This window comes from Nocardia vinacea (assembly GCF_035920345.1).
GTDB lineage: Bacteria > Actinomycetota > Actinomycetes > Mycobacteriales > Mycobacteriaceae > Nocardia > Nocardia vinacea_A.
In genome coordinates this window covers 10,345,242-10,358,337 of sequence record NZ_CP109149.1, presented here as the reverse complement: position 1 = coordinate 10,358,337, position 13,096 = coordinate 10,345,242, and the positions used below count along the sequence as shown (strand labels likewise).

Below are 13,096 nucleotides of genomic sequence, written 5' to 3'. Positions count from 1 at the left end.
TGGACAAAGTTACGCGGCGGAGAACGTCGAGTCAAATCCGCACTACACACATGTCATTTCGCAGGTCAGAGGCCATCTGACACCCCGGAAAACAGGCTCGGGCCACCCGAATGTGACCCGAGCCACGTGATCTTTATGCGCCAGCCCGCAGTACGCCCGCGAAGTTGCGCTTACCGCGGCGCAGCACCAACCACCGACCGTGCAGGTAGTCGGCATCGGCGGGCGTCCATTCCAGATCCGAGATCCGCTCGTTGTTCACCGACGCCCCGCCTTCGTTCACCGCGCGCCGTGCGGCGCCGCGGCTCTCCGACAGTCCGGTGGCGACCAGCAGATCAACGATCGTGCTCGGTTCACCGACACCGACCTCGGCGACCGTGCCGTCGACCGCGGCTTCGCGCAGGGCTGCCGACAGCGTCGGCTCATCGAGTTCACGCAGATCCGCGCGTCCGAACAAGGCCTGACTCGCCAACTGCACGGCCCGGGTATTCGCCTCGCCGTGCACCAGGTTCGTCATTTCCTCGGCCAGCTTGCGCTGCGCTTCGCGTGCGTGTGGACGCTCGGCGGTGGCCAACTCCAGCTCGGCCAGCTCCTCCCGAGACAGGAAGGTGAACCAGCGCAGGTACCGCACGACATCGGCGTCGGCAGTATTCACGAAGTACTGGTACCAGGCGTACGGGCTGGTCATTTCCGGATCGAGCCACAGACTGCCGCCCCCGGTCGACTTGCCGAACTTCTTACCGTCGGCCGAGGTAACCAGCGGAAGGGTCAACGCGTGCACCGACGCACCGTCGACACGCCGGTTCAGCTCGACTCCCGCGATGATGTTGCCCCACTGATCCGAACCACCGACCTGCAGTGTGCAGCCGAAGTTGCGGCGCAACTGCAGGTAGTCGTTTGCCTGCAGCAGCATGTAGCTGAATTCGGTGTAGGAGATGCCCTCGCCGTCCAGTCGGCGCTTGATGGTGTCACGGGCCAGCATGACGTTGACCGAGAAGTGCTTGCCGATATCGCGCAGGAAATCGACAGTCGACAGCTGGCCGGTCCATTCCATGTTGTTGACGATGATCGCGCCGGTGGGCGAGTCGTCGAGGGCGACGAAACGCTCGAGCTGCGAGCGGATACGACCCGCCCATTCCGCGACGGTATCGGTCGAATTCATGGTGCGCTCGCCCACGTCGCGCGGATCGCCGATGAGTCCGGTGGCACCGCCGGCCAGCACGATCGGGCGATGGCCCGCGCGCTGGAACCGCCGCAGCGCCAGCAGCGGGACCAAATGTCCGGCGTGCAAGCTGGCCGCGGTGGGATCGAAACCGGCATAGAGGGTCAGCGGCCCGGCGGCTGTCGCCGCGCGCAGGGCATCCAGGTCGGTGGACTGCGCGAGCAGTCCGCGCCAGGTCAGTTCGTCGATGATGTCGCCGGTCACGCTGCCCTATCTTTCCGCACCGGTCCCCGCGACCGGCATGGCCCTCAGTGTCGCCGCGCGCCGCCACGCAGGGCGAATGATTTTCGTTGAACGCGCCGACGATCGGCAGACCGCAGTCTGCCGATCGTGGGCGTTATTCAGACGTTCAGCGAGCCAGCAGCTCCCGCATCGCGATGATGCTGTCGCGACGCTGCCAGGCGATCCAGACGAACACCACGCCGAGCACCAGCGGGAAGGGCGCCAGAGCGGGCGCGCCGAGCAGGAGCACCTGGGTCAGGGCGGCGCAGACCATGGTGACGGTCAGGCCGACGGCCGCGGGGCCGGTCAGGCGGGGCACCAGCAGGCCGATGCCGCCGGCGAGTTCGACGAGGCCGGTGAAGTAGCGGAACCACTGACCCCAGCCGATCGTGTCGAAGGATTCGACCGCCGCTTGCGCGCCGAGCAGCTTCGGGGCGGCGGAGGCGATGATGAAGAACAACGCGAGCAGGACCTGCACGGTCCAGAGTGCGATAGTCATCTTCTTGCCGGGGCGGTGGGCGACAGTGGCGGTATTGGTGGTGATCGGGGCGGCGGGGGCGATGGCGGTCATCTGTCTTTCCTTCGGGTCGGTCGCGCCGAGGGAGCGCGTTCAACAGATAGGACGGACACCGCGGCGAAAACTCATCGCCGATCCCGAAAATTCTTGTGACCTGGTGTTATACCGCTTCGATCGGGGCACGCGGGCTGCGCCGGTAGACCGAGACCGCCGGCGATGCGATCCAGAATCGCCACGGCACATCAGCGGCACTGCTGACCCCGACGCGCGGTCCGTTGGAAATCTCGGCAGGGTCGATCGCGCCGTTCAGCTCCAACCGGATCGGCGAGGCAGGGTCGAAGAGTGGAGTTCCGTAGTCGCTCAGCGTTATTCCGAGCGCACTGCCGAGATTCCCAGGGCCCCTTGCCAGATCGGTGTCGGTGCGGGCCGCGGGTCGTCGCTCCCTGACCGCGTCCGACCCGGCGATCACCTCGCCCGACCGGATGAGTACCGCACTCGCGGTGCCGTCCGGACCGCTGGTCACGTTCACGCACATATGCATGCCGTAGCTGAGGTAGACGTACAGCACTCCGGCGGGCCCGAACATCACCGCATTGCGCTTGGTCCGCCCACGTCCGGAATGCGATGCCGGATCCGGCCACGGTCCGGCCGGATCGCCGCCATATGCCTCTACCTCGACGATTCGCACGCCGACCGGCCCAGACCACAGCGTCGAGCCGAGCAGTCTGCGAGCCGCGGCAGGTGGCTCGACGGCGAGTTCCTCATTACGCACGACTCTCTATTGTTCCCGAAAGTCAGACGTAGCGACTGTGCTGGCCCGAGCGCAGCGTGACGAGGTCATCAATGATCACCGCGGCATAGCCGACCGCGACCAGCACCGCGAGCTGTGCCCAGGCGGCCCATGCGATACCGATCGGGATGGTCGCGGCCACCGCCGCGGCGGCGAGCAGTCGCGACCACGGGCGCGGCAAGCCGAGGGCGAGCCGGAAACAGTATTGGCCGAAGAAGTACAGCGCGACGCCGCCGGAGAGCGCGGAGGCAGCGGCGATGGAGGCGGGTTCATTGCCGTGCGCGATGGTCATATTGATGCCTGCGGCGGCGACGGTAATGCCGATCAGCAGTGGGTAGAGCGCATAGCCGTAGGCGAGCACCGCAGGACGCGAGCGTTCCCGCTCGGGGACCGCGGCAAGCGCGTGCTCGCCGCGCTCGTCGTCGATCCCGAAATAGGCCCACCACAGCACATAGGCCAGGCAGAGGCCGAGTGCGACGGTGGCGGTCAGCGGCACGGTCAGCTTCTCCCCCGCCAGCCCCAGACCGATCGCGACCACCGATTCACCGATGGCGACGATGATTACCAGCCCGTTGCGCTCGCAGAAATGGCTGGCCCGCACCACGAAATCGCGGGTGTCGACCAGGTACGGACTCAGTACCTGCACCGCGAATGCCAGCCCCCAGCACAGGTACTGCCACCAGCCGTGCACGAAGCCGCCCGCGAGCACGAGCGCCGCCGCGAGCGCGTTCAGTGGCGCGATGCGTTTGATCGCCTGGCTCGCCGAGGTGCCGCCGCTGACCCAGAACAACGCCGTGTGCACGGTGTTGACCAGGACGTAGCCGAGACCGAAGGCGAGACCCGTGCCGTGGAACGCGTCCGGGATTGCCAACGCCAGCACGAAGAAGCCGAACATGCCGATCAACAGCAGCGTGCGGCGCTGCGAATTGCTCGGCGCCACTTCGTTGGTGAGCCAGACGTAGCCGCTGTACATCCACCAGATGACCCCGAACAGCACCACCACCTGCGCCAGCGCCTCCCAGCCGGGATGGTGGGTGAAGACGTGGGTCAGCTGGGTGATGGTGAAGACGAAGACGAGATCGAAGAACAGCTCCAGGGTGGAAACCCGAACCTGTCCTCCGTCCACGTTCGGTTCCGTGGTCGAGCTGGTCACGGCAGGATCGTAAAGCAACACGCCGAACTGGTCATCCGATCACGTCGGTCCCCATGTAGAGCCCCTTGAGCTTGCTCGGGTTCACCTGGAAGCGCAGGTTGTGGATATGGCCGTCGATGATGTCGTAGGTGAACGCCGCCACCGGGTTTCCGTCGATAAGCGCGAGCGCCCCGAGTTCGCCGTTGATATGCGCGGGCGCGAGGACGACGCCTACGACCGACGGCTTGGCGAGTACGCCGAGAACCCAGCGCGCCACATGATCCGGTCCGTACAGCGGACGCCGAGCCGCGGTGACCACGCCGCCGCCGTCGGACCACGAGGTGACATCGGGGGCGAGCAGATCCATCAGGGCGTTGAGATCGCCACCGGCGCAGGCGGCCATGAACTGTTCGGTGATGTGGGTGCGCTCGGCCTTATCGGTATCGAAGCGCGGGCGCCGGGACTGCACATGTGAGCGGGCCCGATGCGCGATCTGCCGGACGGTGGCCTCGGGCTTGTCGAGGGTGTCGGCGATTTCGGCGTGACTGTAGCCGAATACCTCGCGCAGCAGGAAGACCGCGCGTTCCACCGGATTCAAGGTCTCCAGTACCACCAGCATCGCGGTGGAGACGGTGTCGGTCAACTCGGTCTCCTCGGCGATATTCGGTGAGGTCAGCAGGGGTTCGGGAAGCCAAGGGCCGACGTAGGTTTCGCGTTTGGCCTTGGCCGAGGTGAGCCGGTTCAACGACAGGTTGGTGACTGTGCGCACCAGATAGGACTTGGGATGCCGGACGGTCGACTGATCGGTTTCATTCCACTTCAGCCAGGTGTCCTGGAGGATGTCCTCGGCATCGGTGACAGTGCCCAGCATCCGGTAGGCGGTGGAAAAGAGCAGCCGCCGGTGTTCGATGAAGGGATCCTGCGCGGGCGTAGCGTCGACCATCTGGACCATGTTCCTAGTGCATGTCCGGATCTGGCAATCCAACTGTCCGGACGAACGCGGAAACCGCCCGCCTGGGTTGGCGGACGGCCGATCCGGGCCGGTTTCATGCGGTCCGACGCGTGGCCTTGCCGCCCTTGGACAGCTGGACCGAAACCGTCATTTTCTTGCTCAGCTGGAAGCTCGGCACCGGGCTGCTGCTCACGCCTTCCTTGTACAAGACGGCCGCGCGTCCGGTCAGGTAGAAGCGGCCAGGGGTGTCGTCGGCCTTGGTGAACTGGATGATGGCATCCTTGCGTCCCAAGCTGACCGGCTGATGGAAGTACCCGAACCGGAACGGCTTGACGGTCTTGCTCTTCAGCTGCCGCGCGATGGAGTCGGCGGCGTAGGCGGCGGTCGGCAGACCGGACTGGCAGGTGCCGTGGATCTGCCCCCAGGCCTGGCGCACCGCGGCGGCGTCGCCGATGGCGTGGATGTTCGGGTGCGAAACCGACCGCAGGGTCGGATCAACCACGATCAGCCCGCGCGCGTCGGTTTCGATGCCGGACTGGGCGGCAAGTGGCGAGACGCGGACGCCGGTGGTCCACAGGGTCAGATCGGCCGAAACCAGTTCGCCGTCGGCAAGTTCGACCGCATCCGGAAGAACCTTGGTGACCGCCTGGCCGACCTTGCGGGCGACACCGAGCCGATCGAGCGCACTGTTCAGGTAGGCGCGGGCCTTATCGCCCATCATCGCGCCCGGTTCGGTGCTGCTGATCAGCGTGACGCGCAGGTTCGGGTAGCTCTCGGCGATTTCGGCCGCCGCCTCGATGCCGGTCAGACCGCCGCCGCAGACCGCGACGGTGCCGGCATCGGCCGCGACCACCGCGAGGTGTTCGGAGAAACGGTGCGCGGTGCGCGGATCGTTCAGGGTCCAGCCATGATCGGCGGCGCCGGGCACGATGCTGGTGTCGGTGCTGCTGCCGAGCGCGTAGATCAGCTCGTCGTAGTGCAGTGTGCCGGTGCCGTCGACGTAGACCCGCTGCGCGGCGGGATCAATGGAAGTCGCCCAGCCCTGGACGAATTCGACGCCCGAACCCGCCAGGATCTCCGGGATCCGGTTATCGGCCAACTCCTGACCCGCGGCGACCTGGTGCATGCGGAGCCGCTCGGTGAAGCGGGCGGACGGGTTGACGATGGTGATCTCGACGTCGAGTTTGCGGGTCCGCCGGGCCAGCCGGACAGCGGCCAGCATGCCGGTGTAGCCCGCGCCGAGTACGACGATCCGATGCGTTGTCATGGCTTGCTCCCATGGTCGGTGTCACCGGGGCAGGTTTGTTGGTTGGTGACGAACATCGGACAAAGCACCGCCGCCGGACGTGACAGCCATGCGGTGTGACGTGGGACATACATCGGATCAGGGGTGAAATGGGGACGCTCCCGGATGTGGTCGGGGGCCGGTGATCCATACCGTCAGCGGCATGTCTTCGGTTTCCCGGCCGCGGTGGTTGCGGCGGTTGCTCTTGATCGTCACGGCGGTCGCGGTGGTTGTGCCGCTATCGGTTGGCGGCTGCGTCACGTGGGTTTACAGCAGTGCGTCCGTATCTACCATCGGCAGCGGCGAATTCAGCAATGAGCTCGCGATTCCGCCACTGGCGCAGTCCCGGGTGCGAGCGGATGGCACGCGTGTCTTCGAACTCGAAATGCGGTCGGGGCAAAGGGAATTCCGAGCAGGGCTGGCGACCGAGACGTGGGGGTTCAACGGGGACTATCTCGGTCCGACGCTGCGGGCGAGGCGCGGCGAAAAGGTGGAAGTCGAAGTCCGGAACAATCTTTCGGAGCAATCGACCGTGCACTGGCACGGAATGCATCTGCCCGCGGCGATGGACGGTGGGCCACACCAGATGGTCCAGGCCGGCGGCACGTGGACACCGCATTGGACCGTGGACCAGCCCGCCGCCACGCTCTGGTACCACCCGCATCCGCACGGCGCGACCGAACAGCACGTCCAGCGTGGGCTTGCGGGGCTGTTCCTACTCGACGACGAAGTGTCCGATGGACTTTCGCTACCGAAGAATTATGGCGTCGACGATCTGCCGGTCATCGTCCAGGACGTGAAATTCCGTGGCAATCAGCTCGATTCGTCACACGGCATGTTCCGCGACGTCGGGTTCCTCGGCGACCGGACCATGGTGAACGGAACCCTCACGCCGTATCGGAATGTCGGCGATGAACTCGTGCGATTGCGACTGCTCAACGCTTCGACAGCGCGGGTCTACACCTTCGGCTTCGCCGACGACCGCCGCTTCTCGCTGGTCGGCACCGACGGCGGACACTTGGAACGTCCTGTCGCGCTCGATCGGGTGCGGCTGTCACCGGGCGAACGCGCCGAAATCGTGGTTCGCGTGCGGCCCGGTGAACGGACCGTGCTGCGCAGCACGAAACTCGATGCGGGACTGAACTTCTGGACGCAGCGATTCGCGGGCGGTGACGACAGCTTCGACATCCTCGAACTGCGTGCTGCATCGACATTGCGGTCTTCGCCGGAATTGCCTGCGGCACTGGCGCATTCGTCCACGCCGGATGGCTCCGATTCGGTGCGCGAGCGCAGCTTCGAACTGAATCTGAGTGGCATCAACGGCAGTCCGATGGCAATGGATCGGATCGATCTGACGGTCACCCGGGGCACCGCCGAAACCTGGGTGGTGCACAACAACGACGGCATGCCGCACAACTTCCACATTCACGATGTACAGTTCCGCGTCCTCGAACTGAACGGCGCACCGCCGCCCGACGCGCTGACCGGACCGAAGGACACCATCTTCCTGCCGCCGAATGGCACCGCGAAGCTCGCCATGCGGTTCGACGGACCCGCCGATCCGAACTCGCCGTACATGTATCACTGCCACCTGCTCTGGCATGAGGACCAGGGCATGATGGGCCAGTTTGTCGTCGTCGAGCCGGGTCAGTCGGGCGGAGCACCGGCACATCACCACTGACTGGTCTTGCCCAGAAGTCCCGTGCGCGCTAAATTCATCACACAGTGAATTCAACACCCGATGAATTGAGGCGTCCCATGACGGACCTGCACTCATCCCATGCCGTCGAGGTTCGCAACCTCACCGTGCGCCGCGGCGGCCGCGAAGTCCTACACAACATCTCGCTGACCATCCCGCGTGGTTCCATCACCGGACTGCTCGGTCCGTCGGGATGCGGCAAGACCACACTCATGCGCAGCATCGTCGGCACCCAGATCGTGGCGTCCGGCGAGATCTCCGCACTCGGATTGCCCGCGGGCTCGGCGGAATTGCGGCATCGGATCGGTTATGTGACCCAGGCACCGAGCATCTACCGCGATATCAGCGTGCGTGAGAACGTCGCCTACTTCGCCGCGCTCTACGGCCGCGACCGCGACGACATCGACGAGGCCATCGGCGCGGTCGGCCTGCTGGATCACGCCCACCAGCGCGGCGACGAACTTTCCGGCGGCCAGGAGACCCGGGCCTCCCTGGCCTGCGCCTTGGTCGCGCAGCCGGAGGTGCTGATCCTGGACGAACCTACGGTCGGCCTGGATCCGGTACTGCGCGTCGACCTGTGGAAGCAGTTCCACGAATTGGCCGCGAACGGAACGACACTGCTGGTCTCCAGCCATGTGATGGACGAGGCCGAGCACTGCGACAAACTGCTGCTGATGCGCGAGGGCGACCTGCTCGCCGAGCTGAGCCCGGACGAACTGCGCACCGAAACCGGTGAGCAGAACCTCGAACAAGCCTTCCTCACCCTGATCACGATGGGACGTGCGGCATGACCACCACCCTCGTACCCCGCCACCGGACACCGACGCTGCGTCCCTACGTCGCGACGACCGGACGCATCCTGCGTCAGCTACGCAACGACCACCGCACTGTCGCGATGATTCTCGTGGTTCCCGCGGTCCTGATGGCGCTGCTCTACTTCATCTACAAGGACACCCCGCCCAACCCGCTCAACCCGGTGCCGATCTTCGATCGCGTCGGCATCAGCATGCTCGGCATCCTGCCGTTCATCGTGATGTTCCTGATCACCGCGATCGCCATGCAGCGCGAACGCACCTCAGGCACCTTGGAGCGGCTGCTGACCACGCCGCTGTCGAAACTCGATCTGCTCGCCGGATATGGCACGGCTTTCTCGGTGGCCGCGGCGGCGCAGGCGGCGGTGGCCTGTCTGGTTTCCTTCGGGCTGCTCGGCCTGGACTCGGCGGGCAGTCCGGCCTGGGTGGTGGTTATCGCGATGATCGACGCGGTCTGCGGCGTCGCGCTCGGGCTATTGGCAAGTGCCTTCGCGCGCACCGAATTCCAGGCCGTGCAGTTCATGCCGGTGGTGGTCGCGCCGCAGATCTTCCTGTGTGGCTTACTTGTTCCGCGTGGACAGTTGCCCGGCTGGTTGGAGGCGATCAGCAACGTGATGCCGTTGAGCTATGCGGTCGATGCGCTGCAACAGGTTTCGACGCATTCGGACGTCACCGGTCAGATGCTGCGTGACCTGGCGGTCGTTGCCGGATTCGCGATCGTCGCGCTCTGCCTGGGCGCTGCCACGCTACGACGGCGGACCGCGTGACGGCCGAGAACCCGATCGCACAGGACCCGACGGCCAACGGCGACCGGGGCACCCGCTCCGGTCGCCGGCCGGGTCGGTCGGGCGCCCGCGAGGAAATCCTCGCGGCCGCTCGCGCCCGCTTCGCCGAGATCGGTTTCGACAAGACCTCGATTCGCGCCGTCGCCGGCGATGCCGGGGTCGATCCCGCGCTGGTCCACCACTATTTCGGGACCAAACAGCAACTGTTCGCCGCGGTGGTCGAGTTGCCGATCGATCCGGAGGCCACACTGCGCCGGATCGAGGCCGCGCCGCTGGATCGACTCGGCGAAACCATTCTCGGCTCGGTGCTCGCGGTGTGGGACTCCCCCGCTGGTCCCGGGGTCGTCGCGGCGGTGCGCAGCATTCTCGCGGGCGGCGATACCGCGCTGGCCAGGACATTTGTCCTGGATGTCGTCCTGGAACGGGTACGGATGCGGATCGCGAAGCCCGAGGACGACGGCCGCGCCCGGGTCGCGCTGGTGGGTACGCAGATGATCGGCGTGCTGGTCGCGCGCAAGATCCTGGAGATAGAACCGGTGGCCTCGATGCCGGGTGCCGAACTGGTCGCAGCCGTCGCCCCCACGTTGCAGCGCTATCTCACCGGTGAAATCGATACTCCCGCACCTTAATTCGCGGTGGCGCACGCTATCGTGCGCCACCGAGCGAATGGCTGCTCAGGCGTCGGCGTGCTGGCTGGTGAACGCGGCGTGCTCGGCGTCGGTGACATCGCGGGCCTCATCGATCAGCAGCACCGGAATGCCGTTCTCGATCGGGTAGGCGCGGCGCAGGCGCGGGTTGTAGAGCGCGGTGGCGCCCTTGTCGTCGCGGACCAACAGCAGCGGACCCTTGTCCTGCGGGCAGGCGAGCAGGCTCAACAGGGTGGCGTCCAACGCGGTTTCCTCCGGCATGATCGATAACTTACCCGGCGCCTAGAACCGTTCCGCACCCGAACCGGCCGATGGTGGCTCGGGCACGGGCGCCCGGCGGAACGAGATGTAGCGATGCCCGAAGAAGCTCGCGATGGCGACCAGACCCATCACCACCACCGCGGCCGGCCTACTCGGCAGATGCAGCACCGAGACGGCCAGCGACAGCAGAGCGATATTCATCAGCAGCCCACCGGAATTGACCGCCACGAAGCGAACGAAATCGCGCAGCATATGTCCGCGCACCCGGAAGACCAGCGTGCGATGCAGTACGAACGCGATGACGATGCTGACGGCATAGGCGGCGACCACCGCGACCGCGGGCGGCACCCGCTCGCCGAGTACCGACAGCCACAGCAGCGTCAGCACCATCCCCAGCGCGGTATTGAACGCACCGACCATCGCGAAGGCGATCTCCTGCCGACGCACCAGCCGCAGCAGCAGACCCGGATCCTCGGCACCGGTCGCACCCGCATGATCCGCCGTGAATTCGGCCTGCTGGTCAGCTGTCAACGAGATACTCCCGCCAGATCGGGTTCCGAAACGGTCGCGGTCACCGGTGGTTCGGTCCGCTGCGCGTCGTCCTCGTCACGCTCGCGCCCGCGCACGAACATCCATTGCAATGCGCCGATTCCGAACAGCCCCAGCAGTATCGCGACCCCACCGATCTTCCACCCCGGCGGCCGCCAGGTCAGCTCCAGATCGCCGTTCTTGGTACCGGCCGGAATATCCACGGCGACGAACGTCTTCGCGACCACGTCGAAGGGGATCGCCCGGCCGTTCAGCTCGACCTGATAGCCCGGCCAGCCCAGCCGCGCGAAGACGACGCGGCCACCATTATCCGAACTCACGCGAACCCGGCTGGTCATCTCCGATTCCGACACCGACGTCGCGGTGCCGCCGGAGACCGCCGACACCCGGCCGTTCTGCGCGGACAGCAGCCCGCCCACTCGCTCGAGCACCGCGATGTACTGCTCGTGGCCCGGGTAGTCGACCCACTGCCAGCCAGATGGTGCGGGTTGATTGCGCGCGTCCGGATACAGCGCCTTCTGCAGCACTACCCGATCCACCTTCATCAGGTCGACGATCGTCATACCGGTCGTGGGCTCCGTTGCGAAGGCCCGCCGGAAGGCGTCGGGGCAGACGCTGGTGTCCCAGCGCATGCACAGCATTTCACCGAACCAGAAGTGGCCGTTGGGCGTATAGCCGCTGACGTAGGTCTTCTCCAGATCCTTGGCGTAATTGCCGAAGACCAGCGATCCGTACGCGCCCCGCAGCGAACGATCCTCCGGCCGGATCAGCCCGCGATCGGCCAATTGCAGGGTGGTGCCCCGAAATTCGGGAAACGCGGCCTTCATCTGCGACCGCTGCTCGGGCAGGTTCCAGCTCATCGGCGTCGGCTGTGCCGCATGCACCTGCAGGAACGCGATCGGGAACACCGAAACGATGGTCAACGCGCAAGCCGCGGCCATGCTTTTCTTCATCCCGAGCCACACGACGGCCGCGCCGAGCACGGCGATTCCGACCGCCGCCACCACATGCCAGACGACCTCGCGCGGCGCCGCCGAGAACGACCGCACCCACAGCAGCCCGATCAGCACGCCCGCTGCGATACCGCGGCCACGCCAATTCTCGAAGGTGGCGAAGCGGCCGAGCAGCACGCACACCAGCACCAACAGTCCGAGGGCAAGCATCGGCAACACCCGCGCGGGCCAGCGCAGCGGGCCGATGGTGCCGGGCCCCGCCGTCCACATCAGCGCCATCAACGCGACGAGCGCGATCGCGCTGAACTCCCGCCACGATGCACGCGCTTTGCGCCAGTCGATGAAGGCCAGCGCCGGAATCAGGAACCAGGCGATATAGACCACCGGCATCGGCTGCACATAACCCCACCAGGAGTTGTACGCGGGCAACGAGCTGGGCAGGCTGGCATTGAGCGATTCCGACCATGGCACGGTCAGGAACTGGTCGTTATTGATCTGAGCCGTGCCGCGCCACGTCACCTTCGCCGACAGCATGCTCGGCAGATAGGTGGCCAGCCCTGCCACCGCGGCACAGCCCGCGACCGCGAGCAGTCGCAGCGACGGCTGCCATTTGCGTTGGTAGACAATCTCCCCCACGGCCACCGCGCCGATCATCAGCCCGGCCTCGACCGCGGGGAAAATGTATTGCACCGAGATGGCCAGGTACAGGAAAACGAAGGTGGGGATCGGCCCGCCACGTCCCCGTGCGTAGCGCACGCCGGACGCCCACGCGTGCACCAGCCACGCGGTACCGGTGAAGGCGGTGTACCAACTGGCCTCGTCGAAGAACAGCAGCCAACCGGTGAACGGAATCGACACACCCGCAACGGCGGCCCACGGCAGCCGCGCACCGTACTCCAGGCAGATGCGGTACACACCGGTCCCCAGGACGATCGCGAAGATCAGCTTGATCACGGTGGTGTAGAGCGCGATGTTGTCGACCGAGGGCGCGATCAGATCGATCAGCAGTTGCGGCGGATTCAGCAGGCCCGCCTCCTCGATGGCGTAGTTGCCCGCCATCCAGTGCTCGGGGACCAGCACCGGGAACTGGCCGTCGCGCAGGGACCGGCCGAGCATCACCCACAGCGGGCCGTACTGCGACTCGCTGTCATCGGTGTAGAAGTGCCTGGCATTGGCCAGCAGGACGGCAACATATCCGGCGATCACACCGAGCGCGGTTATGAATCCCCACTTGTACACGTCCCGCCGGGCGGGGGCGCTGCTTTCCACCACG

Annotated in this window: 13 protein-coding genes; 4 read left to right on the top strand and 9 right to left on the bottom strand. The window is 66.1% G+C overall.

The features are described from left to right. Positions 1-133 precede the first annotated feature (133 nt). From tyrS to OIE68_RS46880, 6 genes are all read right to left on the bottom strand, one after another. The gene (tyrS, locus tag OIE68_RS46905) at positions 134-1,423 is read right to left on the bottom strand and encodes a tyrosine--tRNA ligase (protein WP_327097314.1); all 1,290 of its coding nucleotides are present in this window, start codon (positions 1,421-1,423) and stop codon (positions 134-136) included. Between the two features lie 145 nt (positions 1,424-1,568). Next, a complete protein-coding gene (locus OIE68_RS46900; RefSeq protein WP_327097313.1) occupies positions 1,569-2,012 on the bottom strand; it encodes a DoxX family protein in 444 nt (147 codons plus the stop codon). Between the two features lie 106 nt (positions 2,013-2,118). Next, the gene (locus tag OIE68_RS46895) at positions 2,119-2,730 is read right to left on the bottom strand and encodes a DNA-3-methyladenine glycosylase (RefSeq protein WP_327097312.1); all 612 of its coding nucleotides are present in this window, start codon (positions 2,728-2,730) and stop codon (positions 2,119-2,121) included. Between the two features lie 22 nt (positions 2,731-2,752). Next, entirely contained in the window at positions 2,753-3,901 is a 1,149-nt protein-coding gene (locus OIE68_RS46890; RefSeq protein ID WP_327097311.1) for a low temperature requirement protein A, read from the bottom strand. A 31-nt stretch (positions 3,902-3,932) separates the two neighbouring features. Then, positions 3,933-4,823, bottom strand: a complete 891-nt coding sequence (locus OIE68_RS46885) for an RNA polymerase sigma-70 factor (RefSeq protein WP_327097310.1) — start codon at positions 4,821-4,823, stop codon at positions 3,933-3,935. A gap of 103 nt (positions 4,824-4,926) precedes the next feature. Next, complete coding sequence (locus tag OIE68_RS46880; protein ID WP_327097309.1) at positions 4,927-6,099, bottom strand: NAD(P)/FAD-dependent oxidoreductase; 1,173 nt, start codon at positions 6,097-6,099, stop codon at positions 4,927-4,929. 181 nt (positions 6,100-6,280) lie between these two features. On the opposite strand from OIE68_RS46880, the gene OIE68_RS46875 reads away from it, so the two are divergent. The 4 genes from OIE68_RS46875 (at position 6,281) to OIE68_RS46860 (ending at position 10,042) form a co-directional block, all read left to right on the top strand. Next, positions 6,281-7,798, top strand: a complete 1,518-nt coding sequence (locus OIE68_RS46875; RefSeq protein WP_327097308.1) for a multicopper oxidase family protein — start codon at positions 6,281-6,283, stop codon at positions 7,796-7,798. A gap of 77 nt (positions 7,799-7,875) precedes the next feature. Then, positions 7,876-8,607, top strand: coding sequence for an ABC transporter ATP-binding protein (locus tag OIE68_RS46870; RefSeq protein ID WP_063045620.1), 732 nt, complete (start codon positions 7,876-7,878; stop codon positions 8,605-8,607). Next, positions 8,604-9,395, top strand: a complete 792-nt coding sequence (locus tag OIE68_RS46865) for an ABC transporter permease (protein ID WP_327097307.1) — start codon at positions 8,604-8,606, stop codon at positions 9,393-9,395. The genes OIE68_RS46870 and OIE68_RS46865 overlap by 4 nt, the downstream gene beginning before the upstream one ends. Then, the gene (locus OIE68_RS46860; RefSeq protein WP_327097306.1) at positions 9,392-10,042 is read left to right on the top strand and encodes a TetR family transcriptional regulator; all 651 of its coding nucleotides are present in this window, start codon (positions 9,392-9,394) and stop codon (positions 10,040-10,042) included. The genes OIE68_RS46865 and OIE68_RS46860 overlap by 4 nt, the downstream gene beginning before the upstream one ends. A 45-nt stretch (positions 10,043-10,087) precedes the next feature. Here OIE68_RS46860 and OIE68_RS46855 read toward each other — a convergent pair whose 3' ends face one another. The 3 genes from OIE68_RS46855 to OIE68_RS46845 are packed head-to-tail and all read right to left on the bottom strand — an operon-like array spanning position 10,088 to position 13,095. Then, the gene (locus OIE68_RS46855) at positions 10,088-10,321 is read right to left on the bottom strand and encodes a Trm112 family protein (protein WP_040689305.1); all 234 of its coding nucleotides are present in this window, start codon (positions 10,319-10,321) and stop codon (positions 10,088-10,090) included. A gap of 21 nt (positions 10,322-10,342) precedes the next feature. After that, positions 10,343-10,852 carry a GtrA family protein gene (locus OIE68_RS46850; RefSeq protein WP_327097305.1) on the bottom strand — a complete coding sequence of 170 codons (510 nt, stop codon included), beginning with the start codon at positions 10,850-10,852 and terminating at the stop codon, positions 10,343-10,345. Next, positions 10,849-13,095 carry a hypothetical protein gene (locus OIE68_RS46845; RefSeq protein WP_419150659.1) on the bottom strand — a complete coding sequence of 749 codons (2,247 nt, stop codon included), beginning with the start codon at positions 13,093-13,095 and terminating at the stop codon, positions 10,849-10,851. Before OIE68_RS46845 ends, OIE68_RS46850 begins: the two co-directional genes overlap by 4 nt. Position 13,096 lies beyond the last annotated feature (1 nt).